The sequence below is a fragment of the Acidovorax sp. GW821-FHT09B03 genome, assembly GCF_059418305.1.
Map to the genome: position 1 here is coordinate 64,189 of NZ_JBWKPP010000018.1, position 19,386 is coordinate 83,574.

The following is a 19,386-nucleotide window of genomic DNA, read 5'->3' on the forward strand; positions in this document are numbered from 1 at the left end:
AACGCAGCGAGTTCTGCGGCACACCCCAGGACAGAGCATCGCAGGCTGCCCCACTTGCCGCCAGGCGAGTGGGGACACGGGCAGCGGGGTCGCCTTTCTTTTGGGTACTTTTCTTTGGCGAAGCAAAGAACAAGTACCTCGGCCGCCGGGCCGAGACCCGGCTCCCGCCCGTAACACCAGCAAGCAGCAACCAAGACCACCGGCAGAGCAGAGAAATGCAAATCGAATCCCCCCCCATCCTCCGCGACACCCCCAAACCCCAAGGCGAACGCCGGGGGCTTGTGCTCGTCCACACCGGCACCGGCAAGGGCAAGAGCACCGCCGCCTTCGGCCTCGCCATCCGAGCGCATGGAAGAGGCAAAACCGTCAAGATCTACCAGTTCATGAAGGTCCCCACCGCGAGGTTCGGCGAACACCGCCTGTTCGAACAACTGGGCATCCCCATCGAAGGCCTGGGCGACGGCTTCAGCTGGAAGAGCCGCGACCTGGACCACTCCGCCCAACTGGCCCTGGACGGCTGGGCCAAGGCCGAGGCCACCATCCGCGCGGGCGAGCACTTCCTCGTGGTGCTCGACGAGATCATGTACCCCATGCGCTACGGCTGGATTCCGCTCGAGACCATCCTCACCTGCCTGCGCGAGCGCCCGCCGCACGTGCACGTGGTGCTCACCGGCCGCAACGCGCCGGCCGAGCTGATCGAACTGGCCGACACGGTGACCGAGATGACGCTCGTGAAGCACCACTTCAAGGCCGGCGTGCCCGCCCAGCGCGGGATCGAGGACTGATGGCCGCCAGCAGCGCCCTGTCCCTGCCGCTGGCAGCCCGCTGCCGCCTGCACCCCACGGTGCCGGCGCTGGCCATGCTCGGCCTGCTGGGCGGTTTGGCAGCCCCGATCGCGCAGGCGCAACAACAGCACCGCATCGTCACGCTGTCACCGTCGCTGACCGAGGCCGTCTGCGCCCTGGGCCACTGCGCCGAGCTGGTGGGCACCGACCGCTATTCGAGCTGGCCCGGCACCGTGGCCAGGCTGCCCAAGGTGGGCGGCCTGCAGGATGCACAGATCGAGCGCATCGTGGCCCTTCGGCCCGACATGGTGCTGCTGGGGCCGCGCAGCCGGGCAGGGGAGCGCCTCTCGGCCCTGGGCGTGCCGGTACAGGTGTTCGATGCGCGCACGCATGCCGACCTCAGGCGCATGCTGCTCAGCGTGGGCCAGTCGCTCGGCGAATCGGCCCGCGCGGCCGAGCTGGTGGCGCGCATCGAGCGCGAGCTGGACGCCGCGGCGCGGCGCGTGCCGGCCCACCTGCGCGGGCGAAGCGTGTATGTCGAGGTGGGCGTGGGCCCCACGGCGGCCAGCGCGGCCAGCTTCATCGGCGAGACCATCGCGCGCCTGGGCCTGGTGAACATCGTGCCGGGCGACATGGGGCTGTTCCCGCGCGTCAATTCCGAGATGGTGGTGCGCCGCGCGCCGGACCTGGTCATCGGCCCGCAGACCACCCTGTTCAACGTGGCCGACCGCCCCGGCTGGGCCGGCATGCAGGCGCTGCGCCAGCACCAGGTTTGCCAGCTCGATGCCGACCGCATGGACCTGCTCTCGCGCCCCGGCCCGCGCCTGGGCGAGGCGGCGCACATGCTGGTCGATTGCCTCATCGGTTTGCCCCAGGTGCTGCGCTGAGCCGCAGCCATTTTTCTGATTCCCGATTTTTCTGACTGGAGATTCCTTCCATGCAAGTGAACAAGATTCCCGCCACCATCGTCACCGGCTTCCTGGGCAGCGGCAAGACCACGCTGCTGCGCCACCTGCTGACCAACGCGCAGGGCAAACGCATTGCGGTCATCGTCAATGAGTTCGGCGAGCTCGGTATCGACGGCGAGTTGCTGCGCAGCTGCGGCATCGGCTGCGACGAGAACGGCGTGGAGAACGGCCAGCTGTTCGAGCTGGCCAACGGCTGCCTGTGCTGCACCGTGCAGGAAGAGTTCGCGCCGGTGATGGAGCAACTGGCCGCACGCCGCGACCAGATCGACCACCTGGTCATCGAGACCTCGGGCCTGGCGCTGCCCAAGCCGCTGGTGCAGGCCTTCCAGTGGCCCGCGCTGCGCAACGTGTTCACGGTCGATTCGGTGATCACCGTGGTCGATGCGCCTGCCGTGGCCGCCGGCCAGTTCGCCGACGACCCCGTTGCGGTGGACGCCCAGCGCCGCGCCGACGAGAACCTGGACCACGAATCGCCCCTGCACGAGCTGTTCGAGGACCAGCTGGCCACCGCCGACCTGGTGGTGCTGCACAAGACCGACGGCCTGGATGCCGAAGCCCTGGCCCGCGTGGAAGCCATCGTGCGCGGCGAGACCCTGCCGGGCGTGAAGTTCGTGCACGCCCAGCACGGCCGCATCGACCCCAGCGTGCTGCTGGGCCTGGGCCATGCGGTGGAGGACGTGATCGACGCGCGCAAGACCCACCACGACGAGGAAGAGGACCACGACCACGACGAGTTCGAGTCGGTCCACGTCACGCTCGACGTGACCGACCGCGGCCGCCTGCTGGAGGCCCTGGTCGCCCTGGTGCAGCGCCACGAGATCTACCGCATCAAGGGCTTCGTGGCCCTGCCGGGCGCGGCCATGCGTCTGGTGGTGCAGGGCGTGGGCCAGCGCTTCGACAGCCATTTCGACCGCGCGTGGCGTGAGGGCGACCTGCGCGCCACGCGCCTGGTGGTGATCGGCGACCACCTGGATGCCGCGGCCCTGCAGGCCGAGCTGCAATCGGCCCTGGCCGAATCCGCCACCACCGCCTGAGGCCGTCGGCATGCATCTGCTTTCCACACGCCCGGGTGGCTACGTCGAGGACGGGGGTCAGGGCCTGGTGCGCGTGGAGCAGACGCCCGGCGACATCGTCATCCTGAGCGCGGCCGACACCACGCTGTCGCTGCTGTCCGATGCCGCAGCCAGCCTGGGCGAAGGCTTCCCCAGTGTGCGCCTGGCCAACCTGATGTGGCTGCGCCAGCCCGCGTCCACCGACATGTATGTGGACGACGTGCTGCGCCATGCGCGCGTGGTCGTCATCGACCACCTGGGCAGCCCCAGCGACTGGGCCTACGTGGTCGAGCAGGCGCAGTCGCTGGCCGGCAAGCGCGGCCAGTGGCTGGCGCTGTTCTCGGGCGACAACGTCGAAGACCCGCAACTGCTGATGCGCAGCACCGCCAGCCCCGAGGACTGCCACCAGCTGTGGCGCTGCCTGCGCGAGGGCGGGCGCGACAACGCGCTGGCCTTCTTCGCGCTGATCGGCCATGCGGCCTTTGGCATCGGGCCACGCCCACCCGCACCGCGGCCGTTGCCGCCGGTGATGGCCTACACGCCGGCCGATGCCGCGCCCTGGGTTCCCGGTGCACCGGTGGCGCTGCTGGTGTTCTACCGCGCCCACCTGCAGTCGGGCAACACGGCGGTGTTCGATGCCATGCAGGCGGCGCTGGCGGGGGTGGGCCTCAACACCCTGGCCGTGGCCGTCGATTCGCTCAAGAACCCCGAGAGCCTGGCCGTGCTGCAGGCCATGGCCGAGGAGCAGGGCGTGGCCGTGGTGCTCAACGCCACGAGCTTTGCCGTGGCCTCCATCGATGGCAGCGACGACGGGGATGCGCAGGCGATCACCCTGGCCGGCGATGCGCCGGTGCTGCAGCTCATCACCGCCGGCTGCTCGCAAGAGCAGTGGCAGGCCGACCCGCATGGCCTGGCGCCGCGCGACCTGGCCATGCAGGTGGTGCTGCCCGAGGTGGACGGGCGCATCGGCGCGCGCGCCATCAGCTTCAAGGGCCTGGCCTGGCGCTGCGAGCGCACCGAGGTCGACGTGGTGCGCTACCAGCCCGAGCCCGAGCGCATCGCCTTCGTGGCCGAGCTGGCGCGCCGCTGGTGTGTGCTGCGCAGCAAGCCGCACGTGGGCAAGCGCGTGGCGCTCATCCTGGCCAATTACCCCAACGACGATGCGCGCCTGGCCAACGGCGTGGGCCTGGACACGCCGGCCTCCACCGTGCTCATCTTGCAGGCGCTGCGCGATGCGGGCTACACCACGGGCGAGCTGCCCGAGGGCGGCGACGCGCTGATCGCGCAGCTGGTGGAGGGCGTGACCAACAACCTCGACGCCAATGCCGACCGCCCCGCGGGCCAGAGCCTGGCGATGGCCGACTACCTGGCCGACTTCGGCGCGTTGCCGCAGGCCAGCCAGGACGCGGTGAACGCGCTGTGGGGCCCGCCCGGTGCCGACCCCATCGTGCGCAGCGGCCGCTTCATGGTGCCGGGCGTGCGCCTGGGCAATGTCTTCGTGGGCATACAGCCCGCGCGTGGCCGCGACCTGGACCTGGTGGCCAGCTACCACGATGCCGACCTGGTGCCCACGCATGGCTACCTGGCCTTCTACTTCTGGCTGCGCCGCGTGTTCGCGGTGGACGCCGTGGTCCACGTGGGCAAGCACGGCAATCTCGAATGGCTGCCGGGCAAGAGCGTGGCGCTGGGCGCCGCCTGCTGGCCCGACGCCATCCTGGGCCCGCTGCCGCACCTGTACCCCTTCATCGTCAACGACCCGGGCGAGGGCAGCCAGGCCAAGCGGCGCACGCAGGCGGTCATCATCGACCACCTGATGCCCGCGCTCACGCGCGCCGAGACCTACGGCCCGCTGCAGCAGCTCGAGCGCGCCATGGACGAGTACTACGAGGCGCTGTCGCTCGACCCGCGCCGCGCCAAATTGCTGCGCCAGAGCATCCTCGACCAGGTGCTGCAGCACCGCCTGCACCAGGAGCTGGGCTTTGCGCCCCCGGCCGACGACGCGCAGCGCGAAGCCCTGCTCGGCCGGCTCGATGCCTACCTGTGCGAGATCAAGGAGTCCCAGATCCGCGACGGCCTGCACACCCTGGGCCGTTCGCCGCGGGGCCGCCAGCGCACTGACACCCTGGTGGCGCTGGCGCGCTTTCCGGGCGGCTCTGCGACAGGGCAGGGCAGCCTGCTGGTGGCGCTGGCGCAGGACCTGGGCCTCGCCGATTTCGACCCTTTGAACCCCGAGTGGGCCGCGCCATGGACCGGCCCGCGGCCCGACGCGCTGCAGGCCCTGGGCGACGAGCCCTGGCGCCACGTGGGCCACACGCGCGAGCGGCTGGAAAAGCTCGCTGTGCAGTGCGTCGAGCGCTACCTGGGCGCCGAGGATGTGCCCCTCGACGCCGCGCTGTGGCCCGGTGCCGCGGCGGTGCTGGCGCGCATGCGTGCCGTGCTGGCGCCCCGGCTCGATGCCTGCGGTGCGAACGAGATGGGCCAGCTGCTGCGCGGCCTGGCGGGCCGCTTCGTGCCGCCCGGGCCCAGTGGCGCGCCATCGCGCGGCCGGCCCGACGTGCTGCCCACGGGCCGCAACTTCTATTCGGTGGACACGCGCGCCGTGCCCACGCCCACGGCCTACGGCATGGGCGCGCTGGCGGCCGACCGCGTGGTGGAGCGCCACCTGCAGGACCATGGCAGCTTTCCCACGGCGGTGGGCCTGTCGGTCTGGGGCACCAGCACCATGCGCACGGGCGGCGAGGACATCGGCCAGGCCTTTGCCCTGCTGGGCGTGCGCCCCCAATGGGCGCCCGGCAGCCACCGCGTGGTGGACATCGAGGTGCTGCCCATGGCGATACGCAACCGCCCGCGCATCGACGTGACGCTGCGCGTGTCGGGCTTCTTCCGCGATGCCTTCCCGGGCGTGATCGACCTGTTCGACACGGCCGTGCGCGCAGTGGCCGCCATCCCCGAGGACGACGAGCCCGACGACGTGAACCCCATCCGCGTGCGCGTGCGGCGCGAGGCCGCGCAAGCCCAGGCGCAGGGCATGGCCGCTGACGATGCCGAGCGCCGCGCCACCTGGCGCGTGTTCGGCCCGCGCCCCGGCGGCTATGGCGCCGGCCTGCAGGAGGTGATGGCCAGCGGCCGCTGGAGCACCGCCGACGACCTGGCCCAGGCCTACCTGCGCGCGGGTGCCTTTGCCTACGGACAGGGCCAGCATGGCGAGGCTGCGCGCGCGGCCTTCGAGCAGCGCCTGGCGGCCGTGGACGCCGTGCTGCACAACCAGGACAACCGCGAGCACGACATCCTCGACTCGGACGACTACTACCAGTTCCAGGGCGGCATGGCCGCCGCCGTGCAGCACCTGGCTGGTGCCCCCGCCGCGCTGTACCACGGCGATTTCAGTGTGCCGGGTGCGCCGCGCATCCGCACCCTCGGCGAAGAGCTGGCGCGGGTGGTGCGTTCGCGCGCAGTCAACCCCAAGTGGATAGCCGGCGTCAAGCGCCACGGCTACAAGGGCGCGTTCGAGATCGCGGCCACGGTGGACTATTTGTTCGCCTTCGACGCGACCACCGGCGTGGTGGGTGACCACCAGTACGCGCTGGTGGCCGACGCCTACCTGCACGACGACGCCACGCGCGAGTTTCTGCAGCAGCACAACCCGCTGGCCCTGCGCAGTGTGGGCGAGCGCCTGCTCGAAGCCATGCAGCGCGGCCTGTGGGCCGAGCCCGGCGAGCACCGCGAGCGCATCGAACAGCACCTGCTCGCACTGGAGCACCGCCTTGAAACCCAGGGCGAAGGACCTTTGACATGACAACTTTCGCACCTCCCGCCACTGTGTTCCCCTTCACCGCCCTGGTCGGGCACGAGGCCCTGCAGCGCGCCCTGCTGCTGGCCGCCATCGACCCCGGCATGGGCGGGGTGCTCATCAGCGGCCCGCGCGGCACGGCCAAGTCGACCTCGGCGCGCGCGCTGGCCGCGCTGCTGCCCGATGCGCCCTTCGTCACGCTGCCCTTGGCCGCCAGCCTGGAGCAACTGGTGGGCACGCTGAACATCCAAGACGTGCTGCGCGACGGCCAGGTGCGCCTGGCGCCCGGCCTGGTGGCGCGTGCGCATGGCGGCGTGCTCTATGTGGACGAGGTCAACCTGCTGCCCGATGCGCTGGTGGATTCGCTGCTCGACGTGGCCGCCAGCGGCGTGAACACCGTGGAGCGCGATGGCGTGTCGCACCAGCATGCGGCGCGCTTCGTGCTGGTGGGCACCATGAACCCGGAGGAGGGCGAGCTGCGTCCGCAGTTGCTGGACCGCTTCGGCCTGTCGGTGGCCCTGCACAACCCGGCCGATGCCGCGCAGCGCCAGGCCATCGTGCGTGCCCGCCTGGCCTTCGATGCCGATCCCGCGGCCGTGGTGGCGCGGCATGCCGCCGCGCAGGCCGAACTGGCCGCGGCGGTGGCCCGCGCCCGCGCCGCGCTGGCGGCCCTGGAATGGACCGACGCCGTGGTGCAGCATGCCGCCAACCTGGCCCTGGCCGCCGGGGTGGACGGCATCCGCGCCGACCTGGTGATGCTGCGCGCCGCGCGCGCGCTGGCCGCGCTGCAGCAGGACGATAGCGTGGGCCTGGCGCATGTGGATGCCGTGGCCGAGCTGGCGCTGGCGCACCGCCGCACGGAGAGCAACGCCGGCTCGGCGCCACCGGCTGGCGCCACGCAGCCACCGCCTTCGTCATCGACGAAACCATCGCCTGCAGGCGGGCAGGGCCCTGCCTCGTCGCAGAACGCGCCCGAGGGCGACTGGGGCGCCCTGCCGCCCGAGCCCCAGGCCATGGCGCGCGTGCGCAGCACGGGGGCATGGCCACCAAAAAAAGCCTGAGCCACCCCGGCCCGCGCTCGCTGAAGACCAACAAGGCAAGCGCAGGCTGGAGGTGGCAAGCCCCCCGCAATGCCTGGCTGCGCACGCCGCAGGCCGTGGCCCGGCCCGCCGACCCCGAGGGTGCGGGCATCGCCTGGCTGCCCACGCTGGTGGCCAAGGGCCCGGCGCGCCTGCAGGCCGCGCATCTGCGCCGCCAGCCTGCCAGTGCCGTGCAGCCCTGCCTGCACCTGATCGCGCTCGATACCTCGGGCTCCATGCGCCAGGGCGGGCGCCTGGCCTGGGCCAAGGGCTATGCGGCGCGCCTGATCGAGCAGGCCGCGCGCGCGGGCGACGAGGTGGCGCTTTTGTGCTTTGGCGGCCAGGGGGTGGAGCTGCTGCTGCCCCCGGGCCCCGCGCGCACGGCCGGCACGGCCCGCGTGCGCCCGCTGGGCGCAGGAGGCGGCACGCCCCTGGCGGCCGGCCTGGCCGAGGCCGAGCGCCTGCTGCGCACCACGCGGCGCCAGCGCGGCGCGGGAGCACCGTCGTGCCTGTGGCTGCTGACCGATGGCCGCACGCTGGAGCAGCCTGCTGCACCCGCTGCGGCCACGCATGTCGTGGTCGTGGATTTCGACGATCCGCTGCGGCCGGTGGGCCGCTGCGCCGCCTGGGCCGCGCGCTGGCATGCCGAGCACCGCATGCCCGAACCCCTTTCTTCCTAGAACGAGCTTTTCCCCGATGTCCGACGCAGCATCCCCGATGCCCTTCCCGACCACCACCGACGTGATCGTCTGCACCACCTGCCGCCCGGCCGGTGCGTCCCGTGACCTGCCTGCCAGCGGCGAACTGCTGTTCGAGGCCGTGCAGATGGCCCAGCTCGAAGACGACGCGGGCGCCTGGGCCCATGTGCGCGTGCGCGGCGTGGCCTGCCTGAGCAGTTGCGGGCGGGCCTGCTCCGTTGCCTTCCAGGCGCCCGGCAAGCACACTTTTGTCTTCGGCGACCTTAAGCCCGATGACGAGACCGCGCGCCATGTGCTGGAGTGCGGCGCCATGCATGCCCGTGCCAGCGACGGCATGCTCAACCGCAACGAGCGTCCTGCGCGCCTCAGGAGCGGCATCGTGGCTCGGTTACCGCCCTTTGTGCCGACCCCCACCGGTTGATTCAGCAACGCTGCCATGCCCCTGGTTCCGTTACTTCCCTGAATTTGCCTGTTTTTGGAGTCCCTTTCCCATGCACCGACACCTCACCCCCCTGTCCCTGGCCGTGCTGGCCTGCATCGCTCAGACGGCTGCCCATGCCCAGTCCGCCGCCGCCACCCAGTTGCCCGCTGTGCAGGTCACGGACACGCAGTCCGCACCCGGCAGCACGCTGTCGCTCGATGCCCCCAGCGCCACGGGCTCGCGCCTGGGCCTGACGGCGCGCGAAACGCCGGCCAGCGTGAGCAGCCTGGGCGCGGCCGATATCGCCGAGCGCAGCCTGACCCGAGCGCAGGACGTGGCCGTGCGCATGCCCGGCATCACCGAGGCACCAGCCCCCGGCAACGGCGGCACCAGCCTGGTGGCGCGCGGCTTCGCCGGCCACAACTCGGTGGCGCAGATGGTGGACGGCACGCGCCTCATCGTCGCTTCGGGCACCATCACCTACCCGTTCTCGACCTGGCCCATGGAGTCGGTCGAGGTGCTGCGCGGCCCGGCCTCGGTGCTCTACGGTGACGGCGCCATCGGCGCGGCCGTGAACTATGTGACCAAGCGCCCGAGCTTCGAGACCACGCAGCGCGAGGCATTCTTCTCCGTGGGTTCGTTCGGTACGGTACAGGGCGGCGTGGGCCTGCGCGGCCCGATCAACGACGTGCTGGCCTACTCGGTCTACCTGGATGCGGAAAAGAGCGACGGCTACCGCCAGTTCATGGACACGCAGCGCCACAACTACGCCCTGGCCCTGGCCGTGCGGCCGGGCCGCGACCTGAATATCACCCTGTCGCTCGACGGCGGCGTGAACGACGATGCGCGCTACTTCGGTACGCCGCTGCGCAATGGCGTGCTCGACGAGCGCCTGCGCCGCACCAACTTCAACGTGGCCGACTCGGTGGTCAAGTACGACGACCGTGTCTGGCGCGCCAAGGTCGACTGGCAGGCCGCCGCCGGCGTGCGCCTGCGCAACGAAACCTACCACCTGAGCACCGACCGCCATTGGCGCAATGCCGAGGCCTATGCCTTCAACGCCGCCGGCACGGCCGTGAACCGCAGCGACTACCTGGAGATCCTGCACGACCAGGAGCAGACCGGCAACCGCTTCGACGCCGCCTTCGACGGAAACCTGGGCAGCATGAAGAACCGCTTCATCGTGGGCCTGGATTGGTACCGTACCAAGCTGCTGCACACCAACAACTCGCCCTACGGCGGCGCAAGCACGGTGGACCCGTTCAACTTCGCGCCTGGTGGCTTCATCAGCCCGGTGCCCACCATCCCCGGCCGCGCCTCCGAACTCAAGACCACGGCCCTGTTCGCCGAGAACGCGCTCGACCTCACGAAGGAGTGGAAGCTGGTGGCCGGCCTGCGCAGCGACCACATGGAACTCGATACCACCGACCTGCGCGGCGGCGTGAACCTGGTCAAGAAGTACTCGCCTGTCACTGGCCGCCTGGGCGCCGTGTGGGCGCCCAGCGAGGCGCTGTCGCTCTACGGCCAGTTCGGCACGGGGACCGACCCTCTCTCGGGCGCGCTGTCGCTGCCCGGTGGCGGCAATACGTTCGACCTCACCAAGGGCCGCCAGGTCGAAGTCGGCGCCAAGGGCGCCGTGCCCTCCGTGCGCGGAGAATGGACGGTGGCGCTGTACAAGATCGAAAAGCGCAACCTGCTCTCACGCGATGCCAGCAACCCCAACATCACCCAGCAGATCGGCCAACAGTCCTCCACCGGCATCGAGCTGGCCTTTGCGGCCGAGCCCGTGCGCGGCTGGACCATCGACGCCAATGCCGCCTTCCTGCGTGCGCGCTACGACGATTTCAAGGAGCTGGTCTCGGGCGCGCTGGTCTCGCGCGACGGCATGACGCCCACCGGCGTGCCCGAGCGCACTGCCAGCATCTGGACCGCGTACCGCTTCCTGCCGCAGTGGCAGGCCGGCTTCGGCGCGCGCTACGTGGGCGAGCGCCAGGGAAATACCGCCAACACCACCAGGCTGCCGTCGTATGCGGTGCTCGACGCCTCGCTGGCCTATGACTACTCGCGCAACCTGAAGCTCGGCCTGGCGGTGAAGAACCTGGCCAACCGCGACTATGCGCTGGCGGGTACGGCCAACGCACGCTGGCTGCTGGGCGCGCCGCGCACCGTGCAGCTCACGGCCCGCGCCACGTTCTGACGCCGGTGGGCAGGGCAAGGAGCCGCGCATGGTGAAGAAGCTCGTCATCTTCGTGCACAAGTGGCTGGGCGTGGTGCTGGCGCTGTTCTTCCTCATGTGGTTCGTGAGCGGGGTGGTGCTGTACTACGTGCCGTTCCCCAGCCTCACGCAGGCCGAGCGGCTGGCGGCGCTGCCGCCGCTGCAGTTGCCGGCCGGTTGCTGCCTGGCCGCGCCCGATGCGGCCCAGCGTGCGGGCCTGCGCCCCTCGGGCGGGGTCGAAGCGCGCCTGGGCATGTTCGGCGATGCGCCCGTGTGGCGCCTGCAGGCCACCGTGGCCGGCGGCGATGCCGATGCGGCGCCGCGCCTGCGCTGGCACACGCTGGATGCGCGCACGGGTGCGCTGGTGGCACCGCTCGACGACGCCCAGGCCGCCAGCGTGGCCGAAGCCTTCAGCGGCCGGCGCGCCACAGGCACGGAGCGCCTGGAGCGCGACCAGTGGACGGTGCCCCAGGGCCTGGATGTGCACCGGCCCCTGGTCAAGGTGCTGCTCGATGGCGACGACGGGCTGGAGCTCTACGTATCGCCCGGCGCCACCGAGGTGGTGCGCGACACGCGCCGCGCCGAGCGCTTCTGGAACTGGCTGGGCGCCGTGCCGCACTGGATCTACCCGACGGTGCTGCGCCAGTTCCCCAAGGCCTGGCACCATGTGGTGGTATGGCTCTCCATCCCCGGCGTGCTGCTGGCTGCCACGGGCATTGCGCTGGGCATCTGGCAGCTTTTTCTCAATCGCCACCGGTGGATTCCGTACCGGAAGTTCTGGATGCGCTGGCACCACATCCTGGGCCTGGTGGCTGCCGTGTTCACGCTCACCTGGATGTTCTCGGGCCTGATGTCGATGAACCCGTTCGGCGTGTTCACGGGCCGCGCCGCAGACCCGCAGGCGCGCATGCAGTGGGCCGGCGAGGCGCCGCGCATGGCGCGTGGCCCGGCCGAGGCCGTGGCTCTGGCAGCGGCCCAGGGCGTGGTGCCGCTGGAGCTCGATACGCTGCGCATCGCCGGCCAGGCCTGGTACCGCGTGCGCGGCCAGGGCGAGGGTGCGGTGCAGCGCCTGGTGCGGGCCGATGGTCCCGAAGCCAGCGTGGCGCAGGCCGTGCCCGATGCGACCGTGCTCGCGGCACTGCAGGCCTTGCGACCCGGCAGCCCGCCGCCGGCCATCGAGCAGCTCACCCGGTACGACGCGCTGTACTATGCGCGCCACCATGACGCATCGACATCCTTCAACCGACCCTTGCCCGTCTGGCGTGCCCACTGGGCGGAGGACGACGTGACCGTGTACGCCGATGCCGCCTCGGCCCGCATCGTGATGCGCGCCGACGCCACCACGCCCTGGCAGCGGGTGCTCTACAACGGCCTGCACAGCCTGGACTTCGCACCGCTGCTGGCGCGCCCGCTGCTGCGCACCGTGCTGGTGGTGGGGCTGTCGCTGCTGGGCATTGCGCTGTGCATCACCTCCTGTGTGATCGCCTGGCGCGTGTTCGTGCCCGCACGGCGGCGGCAGGCCCGCAGCGCTGCACAAGCCACCGTGGGCGATTCGTCGCAAGGCACATGGTCGGTCTGATCGATCTGCTGCTGCCCGGCACGCAGTGGGACGCCCTGCGCGTGCTGATCTGGGTGCCTTTCGTGGCCCTGGCCATCGACTGGTGGCGTGGGGAGCCACCGGTGGCCGTGCACCCCGTGGTGTGGATGGGCAAGGCCCTGCAATGGTGCGGCGAGCGCTGGGCGCCGTTGTCGCCCGTGCCGCGCGATTTCAGGGCCTTCTGGTGCATGGCGCTGGCCTGGTGCGTGCTGGCGGTGGAGGTCATGTCCGCGGCCTGGGGCCTGCAGTGGCTGGCGCTGCGTTTCCACGACGTGATTGCGGCGGCCCTGCTGGGCTTGCTGCTCAAGCCCCTGCTGTCCTGGCGCATGCTGCACGACGAGGTGCTGGCGGTGGAGGCGGCGCTGGCCCGCTCCCTGCCCGAGGGCCGTGAGCAGCTGGCGCGCCTGGTGAGCCGCGACGTGAGCGGGCTCACGGCCGAGCAGGTGCGCGAGTCGGCCATCGAGTCGCTGGCCGAGAACCTCAACGATTCGGTGGTGGCGCCGCTGTTCTGGTTCGTGCTGCTGGGCCTGCCGGGCGCCGCGCTGTACCGCCTGGCCAACACGGCCGATGCCATGTGGGGCTACCCCGGCATGCGCGGCGGGCGCTACTGGCAGTGGGCCGGCAAATGGGCGGCGCGCGCGGACGACGTGCTCTCGTGGCTGCCCGCGCGCATCACCGCGCTGCTGCTGGCGTTGATGGCGGGCGGGCTCTCCCCCGCCACCGTGGCCCGCCTGGCGCGCCGCACACCCTCGCCCAACAGCGGCTGGCCCATGGCGGCCATGGCGCTGGCACTGGGTGTGCGCCTGGCCAAGCCCGGCGTGTATGTGCTCAATGCCGATGCGCGCGACCCCGGCCCGCTCGACACCCGGCGCGCAGCCAAGCTCGGGTCGCTGGTGGCGCTGTCGCTCGTGCCCGTCGGCGTGGGCGCGCACCTGCTGATCACCATCGTGTCGGCATGGATGGGCACATGATCGTGCCTGCCACCGCGCTGCACCACCATGGCGGCCCCGACGCGCTGGGCGCGCCCGTGCACGATTTTTCGACCAACAGCAACGCCTGCGGCCCCTGTCCCGAGGCGCTGCACGCCGTGCAGCAGGCCGATGCCACGCGCTACCCCGATCCGCACTACACGGCGCTGCGCGAAGCGCTTGCCGCCTTCCATGGCGTGGCGCCCTGGCGCATCGTGCTGGCGGCCAGTTCCAGTGAGTTCATCCACCGCATCACGGCGCTGGCCGTGCAGCAGGGGGCCTTGCAGGCCAGCTTGCCGCTGCACAGCTATGGCGACTATGCCCAGGCCGCGCTGGCACGTGGCATGGACCTGGTGCACCGCAAGGACGGGGAGGCCGCCGTGCCGGGCCTGCAATGGGCCTGCGAGCCGTCGAGCCCGCTGGGCCGCACCGATCCGGCGCGGGACGCCTGGGCGGCCCTGGCCCAGGGCGGTGATGCCTCGCTGCGCGTGCTGGACTGTGCCTACGCCCCGCTGCGCCTGGGCGAGGACGGCGGCGCAGCCCGCTGGGCGGGCACGCCCGTGCTGCCTGCCCAACTGCCTTGCTGGCAGCTGTGGACCCCCAACAAGGCCCTGGGCCTGACGGGCGTGCGTGCCGCCTATGCCGTGGCGCCCGGGGGCGCCGAAGCGCAGGTGCAGGCGCTGCTGGCGCTGGCCCCATCCTGGGCCGTGGGCGCGCACGGCGTGGCCCTGCTGCAGGCCTGGGTGCAGCCCGGCGTGCAGCGCTGGCTGGTGCACAGCCTCGATACCCTGCGCGGCTGGAAACAGCGCCAGATGACCCTGTGCCTGGACCTGGGCTGGGCCGTGCATGCGGGCAGCCTGGCCAACTACTTCTGTGCACAGCCCGTGTGCGCCGATCTGCCGGCCGCGCTGGTGGCCCTGCGCGCGGCCGGCATCAAGCTGCGCGACGCCACCTCGTTCGGCCTGCCCGGCGCCGTGCGCCTGGGCGTGCTGGCCCCCTCCGCGCAGGACGCACTACGCACCGCCTGGCAGGCCGCTCTAAGATCCGGGGCACAACCCGAGGAAAGCGACAACCCCTGATGCGAACCATCACCGTTACCCGCTATGTCACGCCGCTGCGTGAAGGCGGCTCCATGCCCGCCGTGGTCGAAGGCGACGACCTGGGCCTGTACGTGCTCAAGTTCCGCGGCGCGGGGCAGGGCGTGCGCGCGCTGCTGGCCGAAATGATCTCGGGCGGCATCGCCCGGGCGCTCGGCCTGCCCGTGCCCGAGATCGTGCTCGCCGAGCTCGATCCGGGCCTGGCCCAGACCGAGCCCGACCCCGAGATCCAGGACGTGGTGCGCGCCAGCGGCGGCCTCAACGTGGGGCTCGACTACCTTTCGGGCGCGCTCAACTTCGACCCTGCGGTGGACGAGGTCAGCGACGACTTCGCCTCGCGCCTGGTCTGGTTCGACGCCCTGGTGGCGAATGTGGACCGCACGGCGCGCAACACCAACCTGCTCATGTGGCACAGGAAGCCCTGGCTCATCGACCACGGTGCCTCGCTGACCTTCCACCACGCCTGGAACGGCGCGGTGGCGCAGCCTGCCAAGCCCTTCGCGCCGATTGCCGACCATGTGCTGCTGCACCGGGCCACGGCGATCGCTGCGGTGGATGCGGAGCTGGCCGCATTGCTCACGCGCGAGGTGCTCACGGGCATCCTGGCCGAGGTGCCCGACGAGTTCCTGGCCATCGCCGGCGCCGAGCACACCGAGGGCCCGCTGTCGCAGCCGGCCAGCCACCGCCAGGCCTATGTGGAGCATTTCTGCGCGCGCCTGGCCGGGCGCGAAGCATGGGTGAAGGGGGCCATCGATGCGCGCGGCTGAGATGGCGGTGTACGACTACGCCATCGTGCGCGTGGTGCCGCGGGTGGAGCGCGAGGAATTCATCAACGCCGGCGTAATCCTCTCGTGCCAGAAGAGCGGCTTCCTGCAGGCCGCCATTGCGCTCGACGAGGAGCGCCTGCTGGCCATGGACCCGCATGTGGATATCGACAGCGTGCGCCGCCACCTGGCGGCCATCGTCGCCATCTGCGCGGGGGATGCGGGCTGTGGGCCGATTGCGCAGTTGCCGTTTCGCCAGCGCTTCCACTGGCTCACGGCCAGGCGCAGCGCCATCATCCAGACCTCGCCGGCGCACACCGGGCGCTGCACCGATGCGGCGGCGGCGCTCGAGCACATCATGGACCGCATGGTGCGGCCCCTGCCTTGACTGCGCACGCCTCTGCGAAACCAGCTCGCTGCGTGATGGTGCTGGGCACCACCAGCGGCGCCGGCAAGAGCTGGCTGGCCACGGCGCTGTGCCGCTGGTACAGCAACCAGGGCTACAAGGTGGCGCCCTTCAAGGCGCAGAACATGAGCAACAACGCGCGCGTGGTGGCCAGCGACCATGGCCATGGCGAGATCGGCAGCGCACAGTACTTCCAGGCGATTGCCGCACGCACCGTGCCCGACGTGCGCATGAACCCGCTGCTGCTCAAGCCCGAGGCCGACACCAAGAGCCAGGTGGTGCTGCTCGGCCAGGTGAGTGCCGAACTCACCGCGCTGCCCTGGCGCGGCCGCAGCGAACGCGTGTGGCCGCAGATCGCGGCCGCGCTCGATGCCCTGCGCGCCGAGAACGACGTGGTGGTGATCGAGGGCGCGGGCTCGCCCGCCGAGATCAACCTGCACGCCAGCGACGTGGTGAACATGCGCGTGGCGCGCCACAGTGGCGCGCACTGCCTGCTGGTGACCGACATCGACCGCGGCGGTGCCTTTGCCCACCTGTACGGCACCTGGGCCCTGCTGCCAGAGGACGAGCGGGCGCTGATCCACGGCTTCGTACTCAACCGCTTCCGCGGCGATGCCGCGCTGCTCGCGCCCGCACCGCAGATGCTGCAGCAGCTGACCGGCGTGCCCACGGTGGCCACCATCCCCATGCAGTGGCACCACGGCCTGCCCGAGGAAGACGGCGTGTTCGACGACCGCAACACCGCTGCCGGGGCCGTGCACACCACGGTGGCCGTCGTCGCCTACCCGCGCATCAGCAACCTCGACGAATTCCAGCCGCTCAAGAACGTGCCCGGCGTGCGCCTGGTCTGGGTGCGCAGCCCGGCCGAACTGGCGGGCCTGAAGTCCACGGACTGGGTCATCCTGCCCGGCTCCAAGGCCACCGCAGCCGACCTGGCCTGGCTGCGCACGCAGGGGCTCGATGAGGCCATCAGCGCGCATGCGGGGCAGGGCGGCCGCGTGCTCGGCGTCTGCGGCGGCCTGCAGATGCTGGGCGAGGCCCTGATCGACACCGCCGGCATCGATGGCAATGCGCCGGGCCTGGGCCTGTTACCCCTGGTGACCACCTTCGAGCCCGCCAAGACCGTGCGCCGCAGCACCGCGCGCTTCGGCGCGCTGCAGGGCGCCTGGGCGGCGCTCTCGGGCGTGCAGGCCAGCGGCTATGAGATCCACCATGGCCAGACTGCCCAGCACCCGGCCATGGCGGCCGGCGGCGATGTGGCACGCGAAGTGGTGCCGGGCCTGGCCTGGCAGAACGGCGCGGGCAATGTGCTCGGGCTGTACCTGCACGGCCTGCTCGAAGACCCTGCCGCACTGCAGGCCCTGTTCGGCCGCGAAGGGGCTGCCCCCGTGCCCACGCTCGATGCCGTGATGGAGGGCCTGGCCCGCACGGTGGACGCACATTTCGAACCCGGCGTATTGAACGCCCTGGTGGCCTGATCCCATTCCTTACCTGACGAACCCATGTCCTTCGCTATCCCCACCATCGCCGACATCACCGACGCCACGCTCACGGCGCGCCTGCAGCACATCCTCGACTTCAAGACCAAGCCCCTGGGCTCGCTGGGCCGGCTCGAAGCGCTTGCCCTGCGCCTGGGCCAGGTGCTGGGCACCGAGGCGCCGCAGCTGGTGCAGCCGCAGATGCTGGTCTGCGCGGGCGACCATGGCATCGCGGCGCGCGGCGTGTCGGCCTTTCCGAGCGACGTGACCTGGCAGATGGTGGAGAACTTCCTGGCCGGCGGTGCGGCCGTGAGCGTGCTCGCACGCCAGCACGGCCTGGCCCTCACGGTGGTGGACTGCGGCGTCGCCAAGCCCATTGCGCCGCGCGCAGCCGCCTCGGGCGCGCCCCAGTTGCTGCTGCGCAAGGTGGCGCCCGGCACGGCCGATGCGTCGGCGGGCCCTGCCATGACGGCCGGGCAGTGCCAACAGGCCATTGCCAACGGCATGGAGGTGGTGCGCGGCCTGCCGGGCAATGCGCTGCTGCTGGGCGAGATGGGCATTGCCAACACCTCGGTGGCCTCGCTGCTGCTCGCGCGCCTGGCCGGCCTGCCGCTGGCCGAGGTGACGGGCGCAGGCACGGGCCTGGACGCGTCCGGCATCGAGCGCAAGCGCGCCGTGCTGCAGCAGGCGCTGGATGTGAACGCCGAGGCCACCAGCCCCTTCGACGCGCTGGCCGCGCTGGGCGGCTACGAGGTGGCCACCCTGGTGGGGGCCGTGCTGCAGGCCGCGGCCGAGCGCCGGGTTATTGTCGTCGACGGTTTCATCACCAGCGCCGCCGTGCTCGTGGCCAGCCGCCTGCAGCCGGCCGTGCTGCAGTGCTGCGTGTTTGCCCACCGCTCGGGCGAGCGCGGCCACAGCCTGATGCTGGCGCAGATGCAGGCCGAGCCCCTGCTGGACCTGGGCCTGCGCCTGGGTGAAGGCTCGGGCGCGGCGCTGGCTTGGCCGCTGCTGCAGTCGGCCTGCGCGGTGCTGGCCGAGATGGCGAGTTTCGAGTCGGCTGGCGTGGATAACAAGAGCTGAGACCTCTCAGCGCCTGCGTTCCGCTTAGCGCCTGCGTTACGTTTAGCGCCTGCGTTACGTTTAGCGCCTGCGGCGCGCAGGCTTTTCGGCCAGGGCCTGGTGGTGTGCGCACAGCAGGTCGATCAGCGACTGCGCATACGCCGGCATGCGCGCCTCTTCGCGCACCAGGATGTAGCGTTCGCGCACGCTCCAGGCGTCTTCCAGGTCGATCAGCACCAGCCCCATGGGCGCCAGGTAGCGGTGCGCCGCGCTCTCGGGCACGATGCCGATGCCTACGCCGGCACCGATCATGCGGCACATGGCGTCGAAGCTCGACAGCTGCACGCGCAGCTTCTGCGGCTGGCCGAGCTGCTCGGTCACCTGCGCCAGAAAGGTCTGCAGCGTGCTGGCCGGGTGCATGCCCACCATGGGCTCGTCCAGCGTTTCGGAAAAGGCCATGCGCCGGCGCCGCGCGAAACGGTGGCCGCGCGGCACCACCAGGGCCAGGCGGTCGGTGCTGAAGTGGATGGCCGTGAGGCCCAGCGTGTCCACCTGGCCCGCGACGATGCCGATGTCGGCGCGCCCGTCGAGCACGCCGCGCGGGATATCTGCGTTCGGTTTTTCCTGAAGCTCCACGTTCACGCGCGGATTCGCTGCGAGGAAGGCGGGCAGGATCTCGGGCATGAAGTCCGTCACCGCCGTGGTGTTGGCGAACACGCGCACATGGCCGCGCAGGCCGCCGCTGTACTCCTGCAGGTCGGCGCGCAGCTGCTCGGTCTGGCGCAGCACGCCGCGTGCATGGTGCAGGAAGGCCTCTCCCGCAGGCGTGGTGCGCATGCCGCGCGCCTCGCGGTACAGGAGCGGCATGCCCGCCTGCGCCTCCAGCGCCTTGATGCGCGCACTGGCGGCCGCCAGCGACAGGTGGCGCGCGGCCGCGGCGCGGGAGAGCGCGCCTTGCTCGGCCGTGAGCACGAACAGGCGCAGGTCGGTCAGGTCGAATTGCATGGGC

The 19,386-nt window shown here is 71.4% G+C and carries 16 protein-coding genes; 15 read left to right on the forward strand and 1 reads right to left on the reverse strand.

Annotated elements, in window-relative coordinates:
• The first annotated feature begins 215 nt into the window (after window positions 1-215).
• From cobO to cobT, 15 genes are all read left to right on the forward strand, one after another.
• Window positions 216-785, forward strand: a complete 570-nt coding sequence (cobO, locus tag AC07PA_RS25735) for a cob(I)yrinic acid a,c-diamide adenosyltransferase (protein WP_494609855.1) — start codon at window positions 216-218, stop codon at window positions 783-785.
• Entirely contained in the window at window positions 785-1,672 is an 888-nt protein-coding gene (locus AC07PA_RS25740; protein WP_494609854.1) for an ABC transporter substrate-binding protein, read from the forward strand. Before cobO ends, AC07PA_RS25740 begins: the two co-directional genes overlap by 1 nt.
• A 50-nt stretch (window positions 1,673-1,722) precedes the next feature.
• Window positions 1,723-2,787, forward strand: a complete 1,065-nt coding sequence (gene cobW / locus AC07PA_RS25745) for a cobalamin biosynthesis protein CobW (RefSeq protein WP_494609853.1) — start codon at window positions 1,723-1,725, stop codon at window positions 2,785-2,787.
• Between the two features lie 10 nt (window positions 2,788-2,797).
• Complete coding sequence (cobN, locus tag AC07PA_RS25750; protein WP_494609852.1) at window positions 2,798-6,601, forward strand: cobaltochelatase subunit CobN; 3,804 nt, start codon at window positions 2,798-2,800, stop codon at window positions 6,599-6,601.
• Window positions 6,598-7,656, forward strand: a complete 1,059-nt coding sequence (locus tag AC07PA_RS25755; protein WP_494609851.1) for a magnesium chelatase ATPase subunit I — start codon at window positions 6,598-6,600, stop codon at window positions 7,654-7,656. The genes cobN and AC07PA_RS25755 overlap by 4 nt, the downstream gene beginning before the upstream one ends.
• On the forward strand, window positions 7,635-8,354 hold the full coding sequence (locus AC07PA_RS25760; protein WP_494609850.1) for a vWA domain-containing protein: 720 nt from the start codon (window positions 7,635-7,637) through the stop codon (window positions 8,352-8,354). Before AC07PA_RS25755 ends, AC07PA_RS25760 begins: the two co-directional genes overlap by 22 nt.
• A gap of 16 nt (window positions 8,355-8,370) precedes the next feature.
• On the forward strand, window positions 8,371-8,793 hold the full coding sequence (locus AC07PA_RS25765; RefSeq protein ID WP_494609849.1) for a DUF1636 family protein: 423 nt from the start codon (window positions 8,371-8,373) through the stop codon (window positions 8,791-8,793).
• A gap of 70 nt (window positions 8,794-8,863) precedes the next feature.
• On the forward strand, window positions 8,864-10,990 hold the full coding sequence (locus tag AC07PA_RS25770) for a TonB-dependent receptor (RefSeq protein ID WP_494609848.1): 2,127 nt from the start codon (window positions 8,864-8,866) through the stop codon (window positions 10,988-10,990).
• Window positions 10,991-11,018: 28 nt separating this feature from the next.
• Complete coding sequence (locus AC07PA_RS25775) at window positions 11,019-12,587, forward strand: PepSY domain-containing protein (RefSeq protein WP_494609847.1); 1,569 nt, start codon at window positions 11,019-11,021, stop codon at window positions 12,585-12,587.
• Window positions 12,575-13,576, forward strand: coding sequence for an adenosylcobinamide-phosphate synthase CbiB (gene cbiB, locus AC07PA_RS25780; protein ID WP_494609846.1), 1,002 nt, complete (start codon window positions 12,575-12,577; stop codon window positions 13,574-13,576). Before AC07PA_RS25775 ends, cbiB begins: the two co-directional genes overlap by 13 nt.
• Entirely contained in the window at window positions 13,573-14,652 is a 1,080-nt protein-coding gene (locus AC07PA_RS25785) for an aminotransferase class I/II-fold pyridoxal phosphate-dependent enzyme (RefSeq protein WP_494609845.1), read from the forward strand. The genes cbiB and AC07PA_RS25785 overlap by 4 nt, the downstream gene beginning before the upstream one ends.
• Complete coding sequence (locus tag AC07PA_RS25790; RefSeq protein ID WP_494609844.1) at window positions 14,652-15,437, forward strand: HipA family kinase; 786 nt, start codon at window positions 14,652-14,654, stop codon at window positions 15,435-15,437. The genes AC07PA_RS25785 and AC07PA_RS25790 overlap by 1 nt, the downstream gene beginning before the upstream one ends.
• The gene (locus tag AC07PA_RS25795; protein ID WP_145696214.1) at window positions 15,424-15,822 is read left to right on the forward strand and encodes a DUF3037 domain-containing protein; all 399 of its coding nucleotides are present in this window, start codon (window positions 15,424-15,426) and stop codon (window positions 15,820-15,822) included. The genes AC07PA_RS25790 and AC07PA_RS25795 overlap by 14 nt, the downstream gene beginning before the upstream one ends.
• Before the next feature lie 35 nt (window positions 15,823-15,857).
• The gene (locus AC07PA_RS25800; protein ID WP_494609858.1) at window positions 15,858-17,318 is read left to right on the forward strand and encodes a cobyric acid synthase; all 1,461 of its coding nucleotides are present in this window, start codon (window positions 15,858-15,860) and stop codon (window positions 17,316-17,318) included.
• 24 nt (window positions 17,319-17,342) lie between these two features.
• Window positions 17,343-18,398: a nicotinate-nucleotide--dimethylbenzimidazole phosphoribosyltransferase gene (gene cobT / locus AC07PA_RS25805; protein WP_494609843.1), complete on the forward strand. Its 1,056-nt coding sequence runs from the start codon at window positions 17,343-17,345 to the stop codon at window positions 18,396-18,398.
• Between the two features lie 60 nt (window positions 18,399-18,458).
• Here the strand turns inward: cobT and AC07PA_RS25810 are convergent, their stop codons facing one another.
• Entirely contained in the window at window positions 18,459-19,382 is a 924-nt protein-coding gene (locus AC07PA_RS25810) for a LysR family transcriptional regulator (protein WP_494609857.1), read from the reverse strand.
• Between the last annotated feature and the right edge of the window lie 4 nt (window positions 19,383-19,386).